This window comes from Pseudomonas sp. MWU13-2100 (genome assembly GCF_023242365.1).
In the GTDB taxonomy this organism is placed as follows: domain Bacteria; phylum Pseudomonadota; class Gammaproteobacteria; order Pseudomonadales; family Pseudomonadaceae; genus Aquipseudomonas.
In genome coordinates this window covers 40,474-58,250 of the sequence record NZ_JALLIX010000020.1, presented here as the reverse complement: position 1 = coordinate 58,250, position 17,777 = coordinate 40,474, and the positions used below count along the sequence as shown (strand labels likewise).

The window sequence follows — 17,777 nt, the reverse complement described above, 5'->3', positions numbered from 1 at the left end:
AGTCAGCATGAGTTCCATCGAAATCCGTCCGGTCAGCGCCACCGACCAGGCCGTCTGGCGCCCTCTGTGGCAGGCCTATCTGAAGTTCTATGAGACCGAGCTGCCGGAGGCGGTCTACCAGTCGACCTGGCAACGCTTGCTCGACCCGGGCGAAACCACGAATGCCGCCCTCGCCTGGCAGGACGGCAAGGCCGTGGGCTTGGTGCATTTCATCTACCATCGGTCGAACTGGAGCGTTCAGGACTCCTGCTACCTGCAGGACCTGTTCGTGGCCCCAGGCCAGCGCGGAACCGGGCTGGGACGACGGCTGATCGAGCATGTCTACGCCACGGCGGCCGAGGCCGGCTGCAGTAAAGTGCACTGGCTGACCCACGAGACCAACGCTACGGCCATCCAGCTCTACGAACGGATTGCCGAGCGCCCTGGTTTCATTCAATTTCGCCAAGCGTTGTGAGCCTCGAGGAACCTGTCATGTCGACATCCGTAGCAAACTGGAAAGGCGCGCCGGCGCCTTCGGCCCAGCGTCTGGAGGGGCGTTTCATCGTCCTGGAAAAGCTCGACCCAGCCCGTCACGGCGACGATCTCTGGCAGGCCCTGACCGGCCCCGGTGCCGACCCCAAGCTCTGGGACTACCTGCCTTATGGTCCGTTCCTGGAGCGCGGCGCCTTCAATGACTGGCTGAACAACCACGCGGCCAATAGCGATCCGTATTTCTTCAGCGTGGTCGACAAGGCCAGCGGTGAAGTCCAGGGCATCCTCAGCCTGATGTCGATCGTCCCGGCCCAGGGCCGTATCGAGATCGGCCACGTCACCTTCGGTGCACCGATGCAGCGCTCGCCGAAAAGTACCGAGGCGGTCTACCTGCTGGCCAAGGAAGTCTTCGCCCAGGGCTACCGGCGCCTGGAATGGAAGTGCAACAACGACAACGCCCGCTCGCGTACGGCGGCCGAGCGTTTGGGCTTCAAATTCGAAGGCGTGTTCCGCCAGCACATGGTGGTCAAGGGCCGGAATCGCGACACGGCGTGGTACAGCATTATCGATTCGGAATGGCCGACGGTGAATGCCGGGTTCGAGCAGTGGTTGTCGGAAGAAAACCTGACCACGGCCGGACAAATCAAGTCCCTGGTCGAGTGCCGGGGTTAAGCGGACAACCTGAAAGTGCAGTGCCCCTCGGTCTGAAAATACGGTGGCTGACGCCGCGGCCACCGTAAGACCACAGAGTCATAAACACGCCTCTAATCGTCGCCTGACCGGTGACATATCTCGCAAAAGACGGGTAAAAAGCCCGACATTTATCGATTACATGGATAGATACATTTCGGCCTCGAATTTCCAGGAGGTCGAAATCCCATGTCCACACCCCTTCACCGACTCGCTGTTTCAGTCGCTCTGGCGTCCAGTGTCATTGCCAGTCAGCAGGCCCAGGCTGATCAATCGACACAGGTATCCGGTCGACCTATCGATATGAATTGGAATGGGCCGAATAACACGAGCTTCCAAGAAAGCGTTTTGCTCAAAGCTATGTATCGTGATCAGTTCCTCGATGACACGCTTGCAAACCCTGACTTGAGCCAAATGCGCCAGGTGGATCCGAAATCATTTCAGAGAGACACCACGTGGGACAAGAAAGGGACTCCTTGGACCTTGGGCCGCTTCACAGGTGATGATCCGCGCTTTCCCACTGCGGTGCACATGCGCGCCGACGGTACTCATTGGGTTTGGGCGGAACGCGGCTCCTCCAGCCAATCCGATTCCTCCCAACTACCAGGGAATCAGAGTGGCTCCCCAAGTAGAAGCGATATCATAAAAAACGAACACGATATTGAGAACAATAAGAGAGGCATAGCCAATAACGAAAACGACATTGCGGACAACAAGAAGAATATAATAAAGAACGCGAACGGCATTGCGGACAACAAAGGTGATATAGCCAAGAATGCCAACGGCATCGCAGACAACAAAGGTGATATAGCCAAGAATGCCAACGGCATCGCAGACAACAAGCGCGACATCGCCAAGAACGCCAGTGGCATCGCAGACAACAAGCGCGACATCGCCAAGAACGCCAGTGGCATCGCGGACAACAAGCGCGACATCACCAAGAATGCCAGTGGCATCGCAGACAACAAGCGCGACATCACCAATAACGCCAGTGGTATCGCAGACAACAAGCGCGACATCGCCAAGAACGCCAGTGGCATCGCGGACAACAAGCGCGACATCGCCAAGAACGCAAAGAATTTGGAAAAAACAAAGGCACAATTTGATGAGCGACTGAATGCTCTAGAAAAAAAGAGCTCTGAACAGAATACCAACCAAGCGGAACTCGCAAAAAACGCCCCAAGCCAGCCTCAGGCGGATGACCCAAATGACAGCCAAGGCGGTAACGGCAGCAGGCCAATCCCCAGGCCGGTCGAATCCCCGCTGCGCAAGGCCTACGCCAGTCTGAGCGCAACGGCGAAAAAGGACGCCCGCGCGCAGCTTTCCGGGGCAGCCAACGCCAACCTGGGCCGGGCCACGCTCAGCGGTACTGGCCAAGTGAGCAACAGCGCCCTCGCGGCCATGCGCCAGCTCGGCAACGGCATGCCCGCAGCGCAAGGCAACACCCCCGGCCAGGTCTCGCTGGCAGGACGCGCGCAGATCAAGCCGGGCGACAGTCGCCTGTGGGTCCAGGCCCTGAACAACGCCAGCAGCTTCGATCAACCGCAAGGTCAGAAAGCCTTCGGACAGAACACCCGAGGCGTGGTGATGGGCGTCGACTGGGCCCTGGACGATGAATGGCGCATGGGCCTGCTGGGCGGGAAATCGCTGTCGAAACACAAAGGTGATCGCTTCGAAGGCGACCTGGACAGCTGGCATTTCGGCACCTACGCCGTGCACCAGAGCGGACCGTTGGCCTTGCGCCTCGGCGCGGTCCACAGCCAGCACTACGGCAAGACCCAGCGCAACGTGGAGTTCGGCGGCTACAAGGACCGTCTCACCGGCGACTACGGCGCCAACAGCCAGCAGGTCTTCGGTGAACTCGGCTACAACCTGGGCAGCGGCAGCCTTAGCGCCGAGCCTTTCGCCAACCTCGGCTACCAGCGCTACTCACGCAAGGGCTATACGGAAAAAGGCGGTGAAGCCGCACTGAAAGCCGATGCCCAGACCCAGGACAACTTCAGCACCACCCTCGGCCTGCGCACCGCCAGCATCAAGTACATGGACAATAAGATGAGCCTGGCCCCGCGCCTGAGCGCCGGATGGAAACATATGTACGGCGCCATCGACAGCACCAGTACCCAGACCCATCAGGTGACCGGCAACACCTACAATACCAAAGGCATCGCCCAGGACCGCGACAGCCTGGTCGTCGAAGCCGGGCTCGACCTCAACCTCTCGGCCCGGCATTCCATCGGCGTGGCCTACAACGGTGAAGTGGGCAACAACAGCCGCACCCACGGGCTCATGGGGCAATGGAAGATGAGTTTTTAATCCCTTGGATACGCTGACTTATCTCGCCTGACAGAGGTAAAAAGACCGACATTTATCGGTTAAATACATAGATACATTTCCGGTCTCGAACCCATCCGAGGCCGGAAAACGCATGCCCCCTACCCCTCATCGTCTAGCACTCGCTATCACGCTGGCACTGACCACTATCATCCTGCGGGACACACAAGCCAGCCCCATTGGCACCTCTTCAGCCGCCAGTGAACAGGATCGCGCCAGCGCTCGCCTGGCCGTCATGAATACCAGCAGCCTGCACGCCACCAAGGGTGACGCGATCACGCTGAGCGGCGCATCAGTCGACTACACCAATCATCGTGACGGCGAGATCCAAGCGATTACCGGAAGCGCCATCAAGCTCAGCGGACGCAGCACCGGCCGCATCGTCAACGACGGGAAGGTCACCAGTGAACAACATGACGGCATAGAACTGGGGGCAAGTGATGTCGCCGTGATCAACAACAAAGTCGTCACGGGCGGGCGTCACGGCGTCAGTACTCGAGGCCAGGGAGAGCTTATAAACCGGGATCGGGTGAGCGGACTCAACGGCGCAGCTTTCCACTCCGCGGGCAGTGGCAAGATCACCAACTACAGCAGCTTAACGGGCGATGCAGTCGCCCTGGACGCCGACGGCGATGGCATCCGGATCAAGACGAGCGCCGAGATCCATAACGGCGGCCAGATTGTCGGCAAAGGCAGTCGAGGCGTGGACCAATATGGCGACGTTCATACCAGCGAAGGCATCGCCATCGGCGGCGGTACGATCATCCAATATGCCAAGGGCAGCATCAGCGGCGCCGATCACGGCATCGTCGTGAGTGACGGCAACCAGAATCCGGCGCAGCTATCCACCACACTGGAAAATAACGGCACTATCCACGGCCAGAAAGGCTTTGGCGTGCAGTTTATTGGCGAGCAGGCCGACCGGGTGACCAATAACGGACTGATCCACGGCGGCAACGGCCATGCCCTCGACCTGGGCGGCGGTGACGACACCCTGATCGTGCAGGCAAACAGTCGCTTCGAAGGTATCGTCGACGGCAACACGGGGTATGACCAGATCATTCTCGACAGCCCCGAGGGCGGCCGCTTCGGCGACAGCCGCAACTTCGAACGGCTGGAGGTCCGGCAAGGCAGTTGGTCGCTGAGCGGACAGACGCCGTTCAGTAACGGCATCGAAATTTTTCGCCAGGCCCAGCTGGCGGCGCAGGACGGCACGGGCCTGCGGATCGAAGGCGGAACCCATCTGCTCAACCGTGGCACCGTGACAGGAACCACCGCCGCCGTAGACAGCGATGCCGACGGACTGCGGGCCCGGGGCAGGATCTACATCGACAACCACGGCCGAATCACGGGCAGCGGAGCCAATGGTTTTGACCGGGGCCATCGCCCCGGCGGCGACTCCGCCAGTCCACGCCATAGCAGCGAGGGCGTGTACCTCGACGGCGGTCGCCTCAGCAACCATAAGGACGCGGAGATCGAGGGGCAGCACAACGGTATTCTCGCCGACCAGCGGACAACCTCCTTGCTGCTGGAGAACGATGGTTCCATTCGTGGCCTCGACGGCTTTGGCGTCAACCTGGTCGGCCAGTTCGCCGATACCGTGATCAACAACGGCCTGATCAGCGGCGGCAACGGCGTGGCCCTGAACCTGGGCGGTGAAAGCGACACCCTGATCGTGAAAAGCGCCAGTCAATTTTCCGGCTGGGTGGACGGCGGGACCACGGACGATTACCTGGAGAGCTTTCTACTCGGCGCCAACCCTGACACACCACTTAAAGCCAACGACGACCTGGTGGTCCTCGATGACGCCCAGGGCGGCAGCTTCGGCAACAGCCGCCACTTCGAGCGGCTACAGGTCAGGACGGGAACCTGGACCCTCACCAGTCAGGACGACTTCAGCACCGGGGCCGAGATCCTGGCGCATACCCATTTGATCAACAGGGGCGGAATTCTCGGGACTGCGCGGGTCAGCGACGGAGCGAGCTACAGCGGCAACGGAACGGTCGGACAGCTGCGGGTAGCGGGAACCCTGAAGGTTGATCCCCTGGAGGGCGCCGCCAGGGTCAAGGAGCACCTGACCCTGGATCCCGGCGCGACCCTCTCCTACGGCATCGACGCCAACGGCAACAGCGCCACCGTCGAAGTCGGTGGCACCGCCCATCTGAACGGCGCCCGACTCTACGTACTGGCCGCCAACGAATCGCCGGCAAACCAGCGGCACACGGTGATCAAAGCCGGCAAGCGGGAAGGAAAATTCGCCGAGATCAGCAGCAACCTGGCGTTGATGACCGCTATCGCCCACTACACCCCGACGCAGGTGGACATCACCTACAAACGCAACGAGGTCAATCTGGAGGATCTCGGCAATACCGAGAACGGCCAGAACGTCGGGGGAGCCTTGAACCCCTGGATAGCGCCACCCACGCCTGCACCGGCGCCAACACCGGTTGTCCCGTCTGAGCCCACGACGCCGGACATTGATGTGCCAGCCATAACACCGACCGAGCCAGTCGCTTCAGTACCGGCCATCACACCGCCCGAGCCGGTCGCATCCGAGCCAACCATCACACCGCCCAAGCCTGTCGCCCAGAAACACCAGGAGATTGAGCTGTCGGACCAACCCCCACCGCAGCAAACGTCCGCAGACTCACCACTGCACCAGGCCCTGCGCTACATCAGCGCCGTCGAAGCGGGCCATGCGCTCGAGCAGCTTTCCGGCGGCAGCAACGCCCAGTTGCGCAACGCGACACTCAGCGGCTCCCGGCAAGTGGGCAGCAGCCTGCTGGCAGCCTTGCGCCAAACGGAAGGCCTGCACGCCGGCCAAGGCAGCAAGACACTTCAAGTCATGAACGGCGGCCACAGCCGGCTCTGGGTTCAAGGCCTGGGCAATTCCGCCAGATTCGACAGCAATCACGGCCACCACGGGCTGCGGCAGAGCACCCGGGGCCTGCTATTGGGTGCCGACTGGGCGCTCGACAGCGAATGGCGCCTCGGCCTCCTTGGCGGCCAGTCGCAGTCGGACTTCAAAGGCCAACGCTTTACCGGTGGCCTAGACAGCTGGCACGCCGGCGCCTATGCCCTGCGCCAAAGCGGCCCGCTGGCCCTGCGGCTCGGTGCCGTGTACAGCAGCCATTCCGGCAGGACCGAACACAACTTGGCGTTCAACGGCTACCGTGATCGTCTCAAAGGCGACTACGACGCCAACAGCCAACAAGCCTTCGCCGAACTCGGTTACACCTTCGGTGCTGCCGGCCTGAGCCTCGAACCGTTCGCCGGCCTCGGCTACGAACGTTATCACCGGAACAGTTTCAAGCAGAGCGGCGGCGAAGCGGCCCTGGACGTCAGCGCCCAGACCCACGGCAACCTCAACAGCACCTTCGGCTTGCGCGCGAGCGCCATCACCGTCCTCGATAACAAAATGAGCCTGACCCCGCGCCTGAGCGCTGGTTGGAAGCACCTGTATGGCGACGTCGACAGCACGACCGAACAAAAACTCGCGGTGACCGATCGCACCTTCAAGGTCAAGGGCGCCGCCCTGGACCGCGACAGCTTGCTGTTGGAGGCCGGACTGGACCTGAATCTATCGCCCAGCCAGCGCCTTGGCGTCGGCTACACCGGGGAAGTCGGCGGCAACAGCCGCAACCATGGGGTCATGGGGCAGTGGAGGCTGACCTTTTAAAAAGAGCGCGCCTGACACAATGTGAAGCCTGCACAGGTCAAAAGCCCGCTCGCCACATAAACCCGGCTCATCACAGATGGGGCGGGGAAAACGCAAGACCAAAAAAAGGGGGGCACATGCCCCCCCGAGGAAAAACGTTTATCGTCGAAGGCGTTGGATCAGCCTTCGATCTCGATCAGGATCTCGCCCGGGTTGACCCGGTCGCCCTTGGCCACATGAATGGCGACAACCTTGCCCGCCACCGCCGCCTGCACTTCGGTTTCCATCTTCATGGCTTCGGTGATCAGCACAGCCTGGCCGGCTTTCACCGTGTCGCCTTCCTTGACCAGCACATCGACGATATTGCCCGGCATGGTGGTGCTGACGTGGCCCGGCACGCTGGCCTGCTTGCGCTTGCTGGTGCCGCCGCTGACGAACTCGTTGAGCGGCTCGAACACCACTTCTTCCGGCATGCCGTCGATGGACAGGTAGAAGTGCCGCTTGCCTTCGGCCTTCACGCCGACACCGGTGATGTCCACGCGGTAGGTTTCGCCATGCACGTCGATGACGAACTCGGTTGGCACACCTTCGCCGCCCGCCGAACGCACGCCGCCCGCTTCGGGGATCGGCAACAACACTTCAGGGACCAGGGTGCCGGCCTCACGCTCTTCGAGGAACTTGCGCCCGATATCCGGGAACATGGCGTAGGTCAGCACGTCTTCTTCCGACTTGGCCAGGGCGCCGATCTCACCGCGCAACTTGACCATTTCCGGCTTGAGCAGATCGGCCGGACGCACGTCGATCACTTCTTCGCTGCCGATGGCCTGGCGCCGCAGCTTCTCGTTGACCACGCCCGGCGCCTTGCCGTAGCCGCCTTGCAGGTACAGCTTCACTTCGTTGGTGATGGTCTTGTAGCGCTCGCCAGCGAGGACGTTGAAGAACGCCTGGGTGCCGACAATCTGCGAGGTCGGGGTCACCAGCGGCGGGAAGCCGAGGTCTTCGCGTACCCGCGGAATCTCCGCCAGCACTTCGCCCATGCGATTCAAGGCACCCTGCTCTTTCAACTGGTTGGCGAGGTTGGAGATCATCCCGCCCGGCACCTGGTTGACCTGCACCCGGGTATCGACTGCGGTGAATTCGCTTTCGAACTGGTGGTACTTCTTGCGCACGGCATAGAAGTACAGGCCGATTTCCTGCAGCAGTTCCAGATCCAGGCCGGTATCGAACTCGCTGCCCTTAAGCGCCGCGACCATCGACTCGGTGCCCGGATGGCTGGTACCCCAGGCAAAGCTGGAGATCGCCGTGTCGATATGATCGGCGCCGTTTTCCACCGCCTTGAGCTGGCACATCGCGGCCAGGCCGGCGGTATCGTGGGAATGGATAAACACCGGCAGCGACTGCTCGCTCTTCAACGCCTTGACCAGCTCGCCAGTGGCGTAAGGAGTCAGCAGGCCGGCCATGTCCTTGATCGCCACCGAGTCGCAACCCATGGCTTCCATCTGCTTGGCCTGGGCCACGAACGCCTCGATGGTATGCACCGGGCTGGTGGTGTAGGCGATGGTGCCCTGGGCATGCTTGCCCGATGCCTTCACTGCCTCGATGGCGACCCGCAGGTTACGCACGTCGTTCATGGCGTCGAAGATGCGGAACACATCGATACCGTTGACCGCCGCCTTGGCGACAAAAGCCCTGACCACGTCGTCGCTGTAATGGCGGTAACCCAGCAGGTTCTGGCCACGCAGGAGCATTTGCAGGCGAGTGTTGGGCAAGGCCGCGCGCAGTTGGCGCAGGCGCTCCCACGGGTCTTCCTTGAGGAAGCGCACACAGGCGTCGAAGGTCGCGCCGCCCCAGACTTCCAGGGACCAGTAGCCGACCTTGTCGAGCTTCTCGCAGATCGGCAGCATGTCTTCGGTGCGCATGCGGGTGGCGAGCAGCGATTGATGGGCGTCGCGCAGGATAGTGTCGGTAACGTGAATCTTCTTGCTCATTGTAATAGTCCTCACAGGCCTGCGTGGGCGGCGATGGCGGCGGCGATGGCCAGGGCCAGCTCTTCGGGTTTGCGCTTGATCGAGTAGTTGGTCAGTTCAGGGTGGCTTTCAACGAAGCTGGTATTGAACTGGCCGCTACGGAATTCCGGGTTACGCAGGATTTCCTGGTAATAGGCCGCAGTGGTTTTCACCCCTTGCAGGCGCATGTCATCCAGCGCGCGCAGGCCACGGTCCATCGCCTCTTCCCAGGTCAACGCCCAGACCACCAGTTTCAGGCACATGGAGTCGTAGAACGGTGGAATGGTGTAGCCGGTGTAGATCGCCGTGTCGGTACGCACGCCGGGACCGCCGGGGGCGTAGTAACGGGTGATCTTGCCGAAGCTGGGCAGGAAGTTGTTCTTCGGGTCTTCGGCGTTGATCCGGAACTGCAGGGCAAAACCGCGATGGATGATGTCTTCCTGCTTGACCGACAATGGCAGGCCGGAGGCGATGCGGATCTGCTCACGGACAATGTCGATGCCGGTGATTTCTTCGGTGATGGTGTGTTCCACCTGCACCCGGGTGTTCATTTCCATGAAGTAAACCTCGCCCTCGGCGAGCAGGAACTCCACGGTGCCGGCGTTCTCGTAGCCCACCGCCTTGGCCGCGCGCACCGACAGGTCGCCGATATAGGCGCGTTGTTCCGGGGTCAGCTGGGGGCTGGGGGCGATTTCGATCAGCTTCTGGTTGCGGCGCTGGATCGAGCAGTCACGCTCGAACAGGTGCACCACGTTGCCGAAGCTGTCGCCGAGAATCTGCGCTTCGATATGCTTGGGATTGACGATGCATTTTTCCAGGAAGACTTCCGCCGAACCAAAGGCCTTGGTCGCTTCGGAAATCACCCGGGGGAAGGCCTGTTCCAGTTCTTCGCGGCTGTTGCAGCGACGGATACCGCGCCCGCCGCCACCGGAGGTGGCCTTGAGCATCACCGGGTAACCGATGCGGTCGCCTTCGGTAAGGGCTTCGGCGATGTCCGCGACATTGCCTTCGGTGCCCGGGGTGACCGGCACGCCGGCCTTGATCATGCTGCGACGGGCTTCGGTCTTGTCGCCCATGCGCCGGATCACTTCCGCCGACGGGCCGATGAACTTGATCCCGCGTTCAACGCAGATATCCGCCAGCTCGGCATTTTCCGACAGGAAGCCATAGCCGGGGTGCAGTGCGTCACAACCGGTCTCCACCGCCAGGTTCACCAGCTTGCGCGGGTTCAGGTAGCCGGCCAGCGGCTCGGCACCGATACTGTGGGCCTCATCCGCGCGCTTCACATGCAGGGCATGGCGATCAGCGTCGGAATAGATCGCGACCGAGCGAATGCCCATCTCGGCGCAGGCACGCACGATTCGTACGGCAATTTCACCACGGTTGGCGATCAGGATCTTTTTTATCACTTGGAAATTCCTAAGCCGCTGGAACAAACAACCCTTGGGGTGCAACCGAAAAAACGGGTCGGCGCGTGACTAAATGTTTCAAGTCAGTCGCGCAGTCCACACTAGCCCTCCCCAGCGATAAACCAAAATCAATAATTATTGGGTCGCTCATAAGCAAAAGCTTATAGTTGGACGGTTCGCAGCCTCCATGAGTATTTATAAAATGCGTAAGTCCTTGATGCGTATGACATTACGTCAGCTCAAGATTTTTAACGAGGTCTGCGATCTGCGTTCCTACAGCCGCGCAGCCGACGAAATGTCTCTCACACAACCAGCCGTTAGCCTACAAATTCGTCAGTTGGAAGAGCTGATTGGCCAGCCTTTGTTCGATTACGTCGGCAAAAAGCTCTACATGACCGAGGCGGCTGAAGCGTTACAGCGGGCCAGCCGGGATATTTTCGGCCGCTTGGAAAACCTCGATATGCAGCTCTCGGACATGCAAGGCTCGCTGCAGGGACAACTGAAACTGGCGGTGGAATCCAGCGCCAAGTATTTCGTCCCGCATCTGTTTGCCGCGTTCAAGCGCCAGCATCCCGAGGTCAACCTGCACCTGACGGTGGTCAACCGCGCACAAGCGCTCCGGCGCCTCTCGGACAACCGCGACGACCTGCTGATCATGTCGATGGTGCCCCAGGACATGGGGCTCGAATTCCTGCCGTTCCTGAACAATCCGATTGTCGCGGTGGCGCCGCCCGATCACCCGTTGTGCCACGGCGGCCCGCTGCGCTTGCAGGACCTGGAGCCGTATACGTTGTTGATCCGCGAAGCGGGGTCGGGAACGCGGATAGCGTGTGAGGAGTATTTCAAGGAGAAACGCGTGCACTTCTCGCAGACGCTGGAAGTGACCTCGGGCGAAGCCCAGCGCGAGTGCGTGGTGGCGGGCCTGGGCCTGGCCCTGTTGACGCGCCATGCCCTGAGCCTGGAACTGGCGACCGGCGTGCTCCGAGAACTGCCGGTGGAAGAACTGCCGCTCTATCGCAGTTGGTGCCTGGTTCAGGCCAAGGACAAACGCCTGTCACCGGTCGCCCATGCGTTCCTGGGGTTTATTCGCAGTGAACGGTTACAAATCAGCGGGCTGGCTGAGCGCTTCGACGGTCGGATGCCGAGTCCGCCTGCCAGTAATTGAGTGCGGCGATTTCCTGTTGCAGTTGGCGCTGTTCGGTGCGGTCTTCGATTGCGCGACGAAATTCCATGCGGCGCTGATCTTCCTGCTGCCGACGGGTTTTGACGCTGCTTTGCTCTTCGTGGTGCCGGGCCATTTCGAGTCTCCCAGGGTGGGTACGGGAGTTACAGAGTGGACGGGGGCAATGACGGTTTGGCGGCAACCACGTGACAGGCAGATGAAAATTGACCCTGTGGCGAGCGGGCTTGCCCGCGCTGGGGCGCGAAGCGCCCCTAAAACCGGCGAATGAGGCCTATCAGGCATACCTAGACGACCGGTTTTGCGACGGCTTGGCAGTCGAGCGCGGGCAAGCCCGCTCGCCACACAAGCCCGTCTGATGCAGAGAGTCAGTGGACCTCAGTCGTCGAGGGCTTTTACCGACTTGGGTGACAGGCGCAGGCTGCGCAAGCTGCGCTTGACGCTCTTGAGGTGATTCACCAGGCTCGGCCCACGGGCCATGGCCACGCCCATGGCCAGCACGTCGATCACCACCAGGTGGGCGATCCGCGAGGTCAGCGGGGTATAGATCTCGGTGTCTTCATGCACGTCGATGGCCAGGTTCACCGTCGACAGCTCGGCCAGCGGCGTCTGGCTCGGGCACAGGGTGATCAGGGTCGCGCCGCTTTCACGCACCAGGTTGGCGGTGATCAGCAGGTCCTTGGAACGGCCCGACTGGGAAATGCAGATCGCCACGTCGGTGGGCTTGAGCGTCACCGCCGACATCGCCTGCATGTGCGGGTCGGAATACGCCGCCGCCGTCAGCAACAGCCGGAAGAACTTGTGCTGGGCATCCGCCGCCACCGCACCGGAAGCGCCGAAACCATAGAACTCCACGCGCTGCGCCGCCGACATGGCGGTCACCGCGCGTTGCAACGCGGCCGGATCGAGCTTTTCACGCACGTCCATCAGGGTGTGCAGGGTGGTGTCGAAGATCTTCAGGCTGTAGTCCGCCACCGAATCGTCTTCGTGAATCGCGAACTGGCCGAAGCTGGCACCGGCCGCCAGGCTCTGCGCCAGCTTCAGTTTCAGGTCCTGGAAACCCGAACAACCGATGGCCCGGCAGAAACGCACGATGGTCGGTTCGCTGATGCCCACGCTGTGGGCCAGGTCGGCCATGGAACTGTGCATCACCGCCGCCGGATCGAGCAGGACGTGATCGGCGACCTTGAGCTCGGACTTGCGCAGCAGGTTGCGAGACTGGGCGATGTGTTGCAACAGGTTCAAAGGGCTGGACTCATTGTTATGGGCGAACGCCTGGGATGTAGCAGTCTTGTAGTTATACTACAAGAATTCGCGAATTGCCCGCTCAAATCCATCATCCAGGCCCTGATTTGCAAACGGCCCAGCCCTGTAGCGGTCGAGAAGACGGCTAAGCCCCAACCCCGCCTCAGGCACCTAAATAGGGTGACTCCCCGCTTAAGGTGGTTATTACAGACTCTTACAAGAAAACTGCTGACAAAATTTTCTATATTCGTAAAACCCACTAAAACGACTTAACCCCCCCCGCTGACACACGTCCATACACATCAGTGTTTAAACATTATCAAATACTTTCACGCTTGAAAAGCGCTCGAAACTCAAGCTACAACTAAACACAGCCCTCACAATCACGGATGATTGAGCTTTTATGAACAAGAAATTAAAATTCATATTTTTTTGCTTTCTGTTTTTTTCATGCTATGAACTCTCAGCAGAAGAGTACTCTTGGTTGCTGCTCTACCACCCAGAACCTAAACATGCCTCACCAGAGCTAGCCTGCAGATGGGTGTGGAAAAAATATTACGATTATGATGATCTTTATTATCTATCAGTCAGAGCTGAAGACGAACGCAACTGGACCTGCGTGATCTCCCACGAGCCTTACGAAGATGAGACAAGCGCAAATAGCCCCATCGTCAGGCTTGGAGATGGTTGTCCGCTTGAAAAATTCTATAATCCACTTAATGGGCAATGTGAACATCATAAAAACGAAGACACCTGCCCTTCAAGTACGGCGGGAAACCCCATAAATTTCTCATCGGGTTACAAAACTCAGGCAGAAACAGATTTCTCCGCAGCCAAGACCGCGGCACAATCTAGTCCCATTGAATTTTCCAGATTTTATAGCAGCGCGCACGGCCGTTGGACACACTCGTACTCATCACGCCTTATAGTAGAAGGCTCAACCACGACGGTCATACATGCGGATGGCAGAGTGTCCATATTCGAAAAATCAGCCGACAGCCATACTCCAAAGCCACCTGAAGTAGGAAGTTTGACTCAGGGAGACGATACCTTTATCTACAGCTCCCCTGGCAATGAATTCCTGACCTTCGACAACACCGGAAAACTGCTGAGCATTCGGAAAAATGGCATCTCTCAACATCTGAAATACACCGAAGACTTTGTAGAGGTTCTGGACGATTTCGGCTTCAGCCTGAAGTTCACCGAAGACGCCAGAAGGCAACCTTTAAGTCTGGCAACAGAGCACGTCAATATTCTTTATGAGTACAACACCTATATACAACTAAAATCAGTCATCCGAAATTATCCCGACCGGTCAGAAAGGCGCAAGTATTTTTATGAAGACCCCAATGACAGCCGGCTTCTCACGGCCATTGAGGACGAGCGTGGCGTCCGTTATGCCACCTGGACTTACGACAACCAAAGCCGAGCCATATCCAGCGAACACTCCAATGGCGCCCAAAAGATCACCGTCGACTATAACGACGACGGTTCTTCTACCGTTACCAACGAACTCGGCAAGAAAACTCACTACCAATTCGAATTGGTCGGAGGTACAAAACGTATAAAGTCTATAGATGGCGAGCCCTCCCCCAACTGCCCAGACAGCCAATCGACCTTTGCTTATGACGAGCAAGGTTTTCTCAAATCGAAAACGGACAACAAAGGCAACGTAACCGCCTATACCCGAAACACTCGAGGGTTAGAAACATCCCGAACAGAAGCAAGCGGAACACCTGACGCGAGAACAATCTCCACCGAATGGCATCCGACGCTGTTCTCTCCCATACGGGTTACTGAACCGGATCGAGCCGTTCAATACACTTACGACCCTCAAGGACGACCGCTCAGCCAAACCATAACCCCACGCTGAATCAGAAGGATCTGATCATGAATCCACCATCATTCCAGACTTGGCTCCTGGCTTTCTGCTTGTCAGCTCATTTCTCCACAACATGGGCACAGACCGAAGAGCGCAGCTGGTCTTACACCTACAACACATTAGGCCTGATTGAAACCGTTGACGGCCCACGTACCGATGTCGAGGACATCACTCGCTATGAGCACGACGACCAAGGTCACCTTGTCCGGGTGATCAACGCCCTAGGACATTCCACCACGCTCTCTGACTTCGACAGTTTGGGCAACCCACAAACGGTGATCGATCCTAACGGCGTAGTTATCGCGCTAAGCTACTCTCCACAAGGATGGCTGGTTTCGGCGAGCACGGCCGGTAACACCATCAACTTTGAATACAATGCCACTGGCGACATCACCCGTTTAATCCATGGGGATGGCAGCTGGCTAGACTACACATGGGACGATGCCAGACGCCTGACTCGTATCACCAATAATAGGGATGAGCAGATTGAATTCGATCTCGACCCGATGGGTAATCGCACGGCGCAGCGACTGAAAGACAGCACAGGAAAACTGACCAGGCAGCATCAATGGGTCTATGACGAGTTGGGACGCCTTTTACGGTCGGTGGGCGCTGCCGGCCAAACGAACAGCATGCAGTACGACCTGAATGATAATCCCACACGCCACACAAACCCACGGAATGCCAGCCATAACCGAGCTTACGACCCACTCGACCGACTCACCCAGAGCACCGATGCCCTTAATGGAATAATCCAATACGAATACGACGCTCAGGACAATCTCGTCCAGGTCAACGACCCAAGGGAGGTGACAACACGTTACCAGTACGACGCGTTGGGCAACCTGACAACAGTTGTCAGTCCTGACAGCGGGACCAGCACTTACGTCTATGACGCCGCTGGCAACCTCATACAAAAGACTGACGCCAGAGGAATAGTGTCAAGCTATGAGTATGACGCATTGAATCGCCTGATCGCGCGTCGCTATCCAGCCGAACCTGAACTCGACAGCCAATACCACTACGATATGATCGAAGACGGTAACAACGGCATTGGTCGCCTGACGGCTGCAAACCATGCGGATAGCGAGCTGTTATTCAGCTACGACGAGCGAGGCAGACTGATAGCGCTACGCCAGACACTCAGAGTAAACGGAGTCGCCCAGCAAGAAACCCTTCGCTATCGATACAATGATCTTGGTCAACTGACCCAGTTTGACTACCCGGCCCCCCTTGACTTGCATTACCAACGAGACCTCATCGGGCGGATCAATAATGTACAGCTCCAACAAGGCAACACTCTTCCTGAGGATTTCGCCAGCCATATTAGCTATCTACCGTTCGGCCCGCTGACAAGCGTGAACTGGAAAAATGGAACCCTCCTTAATCGTGATTACGATCAAGACTATCGACTGGTGAAGCAAACCGTATCTAACTGGGAAAGCACCCATCACTACGATGCCAATGGCAACATTACCCGCCTCCAAAGTGATTTCTTTGGAGATTTGAATTATCAATATGATGCCCTGGACCGTTTAACCGAGGAAAAAGTCGATACTCATCAAAATAATTATGCCTATGACGCCGGAGGCAATCGAACGGAGAAAACCCACACGCCACTAATTGATAGACAAATTCAAGAGCGCTCGGTCACTGAATATCAGTATGAAACCTCCAGCAATCGACTGACACGCATTGCCGATCAGCCAGTAACGACAGACATCGCCGGCAACTTGATTCAAGACCGAGCAGACCGCCAAATGATCTATGACGCACGAAACCGGTTGAGTCACGTGAAAAACGCCGAACTTAACCTCGCCGAGTATCGCTATAACGCTCTCGGTCAGCGCACACAAAAAATAACCCCTCAAGGCATTACCACCTTTATCTATAGCCCGACGGGGCAATTACTCGGTGAAACTCAATTCGACAGCCAAGGCAAGAAAACGAAAAGTCAGTTTTATATCTGGCTTGATAGCCTACCGCTGGGCGGCATAACAATGGATTATGACGTCCAAGGTAGTGTTGTCGAAAGCACACCATTCTACCTGCATAGCGACCATCTCAATACACCGCGCCTCGCGACCGACGAGAGCCAACAAGGGGTGTGGCAATGGAAGTCGGATGCTTTCGGAATAGGAGACGCCAGCAACTCTCTCAGCTTGAACCTTCGATTTCCCGGGCAATATTTCGATACTGAAACGGGTCTGCATTATAATTATTTTCGCGACTACGCTCCAAAAACGGGTAGATACATACAAAGCGATCCGATTGGTCTGGCTGGAGGGTTGAATACCTTCTTATACGCATTGGGCAATCCGCATAGATATACAGACCCATTGGGACTTGATGTCACTGTCATCATAAACAATAACACTCCAATCTTTGGAACACACGCCGGCGTATTTGTCTCAGCCGACAATACTCAAGTACTTTACGATCCAGGTGGAAGTTACATGAATGGCCCAAAGGGTTCTGGCGGCGCATTATACGACGAAAATGCAAATCTTAATGACTACATAAATTTCCAGAAAGGCGATGGTGACGACGTGATCGCTCATTTCTTTAAAACCACCACAGCCCAAGATCAGGAAATCATAGAAAGAATACAAAACCTAGGCGGATGCAGTGGAGGACTTTGTTCTAAGTGCTCATCAAATGCTCTCGACGGAGTAGGCCCTTTCAAAGATCTAGGGTCTTATTGGTTCCCAGCAAATCTTAATAGAAAACTAAAAAAACTGGCCACTCAATGAAAAAAATCACGATCACATTAATAATAGGTCTATCGCTAATCATTTATGCATCCATTTTTTTTCAGCTTATCCCCAGAAGAATGGGAGAACATTATTACTACTATCCAATTTTTTTCACTTTAGCACTACTACTTTCTGCACCGTACAAAAAA

At 57.9% G+C, this 17,777-nt stretch carries 12 protein-coding genes; 8 read left to right on the top strand and 4 right to left on the bottom strand.

Annotation, left to right across the window (positions count from 1 at the left end; translation table 11 throughout):
• Nucleotides 1-7: 7 nt before the first annotated feature.
• The 4 genes from M5B99_RS15670 to M5B99_RS29975 all read left to right on the top strand — a co-directional run bounded on the left by M5B99_RS15670 (nucleotide 8) and on the right by M5B99_RS29975 (nucleotide 7,171).
• Entirely contained in the window at nucleotides 8-454 is a 447-nt protein-coding gene (locus M5B99_RS15670; protein ID WP_248804898.1) for a GNAT family N-acetyltransferase, read from the top strand.
• Nucleotides 455-471: 17 nt separating this feature from the next.
• A complete protein-coding gene (locus M5B99_RS15665; RefSeq protein WP_248804897.1) occupies nucleotides 472-1,143 on the top strand; it encodes a GNAT family N-acetyltransferase in 672 nt (223 codons plus the stop codon).
• Nucleotides 1,144-1,350: 207 nt separating this feature from the next.
• Complete coding sequence (locus M5B99_RS15660; protein WP_248804896.1) at nucleotides 1,351-3,474, top strand: autotransporter domain-containing protein; 2,124 nt, start codon at nucleotides 1,351-1,353, stop codon at nucleotides 3,472-3,474.
• A 112-nt stretch (nucleotides 3,475-3,586) separates the two neighbouring features.
• Entirely contained in the window at nucleotides 3,587-7,171 is a 3,585-nt protein-coding gene (locus M5B99_RS29975) for an autotransporter domain-containing protein (protein WP_263860536.1), read from the top strand.
• 158 nt (nucleotides 7,172-7,329) lie between these two features.
• Here M5B99_RS29975 and oadA read toward each other — a convergent pair whose 3' ends face one another.
• Together oadA and M5B99_RS15645 are read right to left on the bottom strand one after the other, a co-directional pair.
• Nucleotides 7,330-9,138 carry a sodium-extruding oxaloacetate decarboxylase subunit alpha gene (gene oadA / locus M5B99_RS15650; protein ID WP_248804895.1) on the bottom strand — a complete coding sequence of 603 codons (1,809 nt, stop codon included), beginning with the start codon at nucleotides 9,136-9,138 and terminating at the stop codon, nucleotides 7,330-7,332.
• 11 nt (nucleotides 9,139-9,149) lie between these two features.
• On the bottom strand, nucleotides 9,150-10,565 hold the full coding sequence (locus tag M5B99_RS15645) for an acetyl-CoA carboxylase biotin carboxylase subunit (RefSeq protein ID WP_248804894.1): 1,416 nt from the start codon (nucleotides 10,563-10,565) through the stop codon (nucleotides 9,150-9,152).
• 202 nt (nucleotides 10,566-10,767) lie between these two features.
• On the opposite strand from M5B99_RS15645, the gene M5B99_RS15640 reads away from it, so the two are divergent.
• Nucleotides 10,768-11,730 (top strand): LysR family transcriptional regulator, encoded by a 963-nt coding sequence (locus M5B99_RS15640; RefSeq protein ID WP_248804893.1) that lies wholly within the window; start codon nucleotides 10,768-10,770, stop codon nucleotides 11,728-11,730.
• On the opposite strand, the gene M5B99_RS15635 is transcribed toward M5B99_RS15640, so the two are convergent.
• The gene (locus tag M5B99_RS15635) at nucleotides 11,672-11,863 is read right to left on the bottom strand and encodes a PA3496 family putative envelope integrity protein (protein ID WP_248804892.1); all 192 of its coding nucleotides are present in this window, start codon (nucleotides 11,861-11,863) and stop codon (nucleotides 11,672-11,674) included. The two genes, M5B99_RS15640 and M5B99_RS15635, sit on opposite strands and share 59 nt — an antisense overlap.
• Between M5B99_RS15635 and M5B99_RS15630 the strand changes: the two genes are divergently transcribed.
• Nucleotides 11,804-12,016 carry a hypothetical protein gene (locus M5B99_RS15630; RefSeq protein ID WP_248804938.1) on the top strand — a complete coding sequence of 71 codons (213 nt, stop codon included), beginning with the start codon at nucleotides 11,804-11,806 and terminating at the stop codon, nucleotides 12,014-12,016. The genes M5B99_RS15635 and M5B99_RS15630 overlap by 60 nt on opposite strands.
• A gap of 107 nt (nucleotides 12,017-12,123) precedes the next feature.
• On the opposite strand, the gene hexR is transcribed toward M5B99_RS15630, so the two are convergent.
• Nucleotides 12,124-12,990 carry a transcriptional regulator HexR gene (hexR, locus tag M5B99_RS15625; RefSeq protein ID WP_040071809.1) on the bottom strand — a complete coding sequence of 289 codons (867 nt, stop codon included), beginning with the start codon at nucleotides 12,988-12,990 and terminating at the stop codon, nucleotides 12,124-12,126.
• A gap of 403 nt (nucleotides 12,991-13,393) precedes the next feature.
• On the opposite strand from hexR, the gene M5B99_RS15620 reads away from it, so the two are divergent.
• A complete protein-coding gene (locus M5B99_RS15620) occupies nucleotides 13,394-14,863 on the top strand; it encodes a DUF6531 domain-containing protein (protein ID WP_248804891.1) in 1,470 nt (489 codons plus the stop codon).
• A gap of 17 nt (nucleotides 14,864-14,880) precedes the next feature.
• On the top strand, nucleotides 14,881-17,625 hold the full coding sequence (locus M5B99_RS15615) for an RHS repeat-associated core domain-containing protein (RefSeq protein ID WP_248804890.1): 2,745 nt from the start codon (nucleotides 14,881-14,883) through the stop codon (nucleotides 17,623-17,625).
• Nucleotides 17,626-17,777 lie beyond the last annotated feature (152 nt).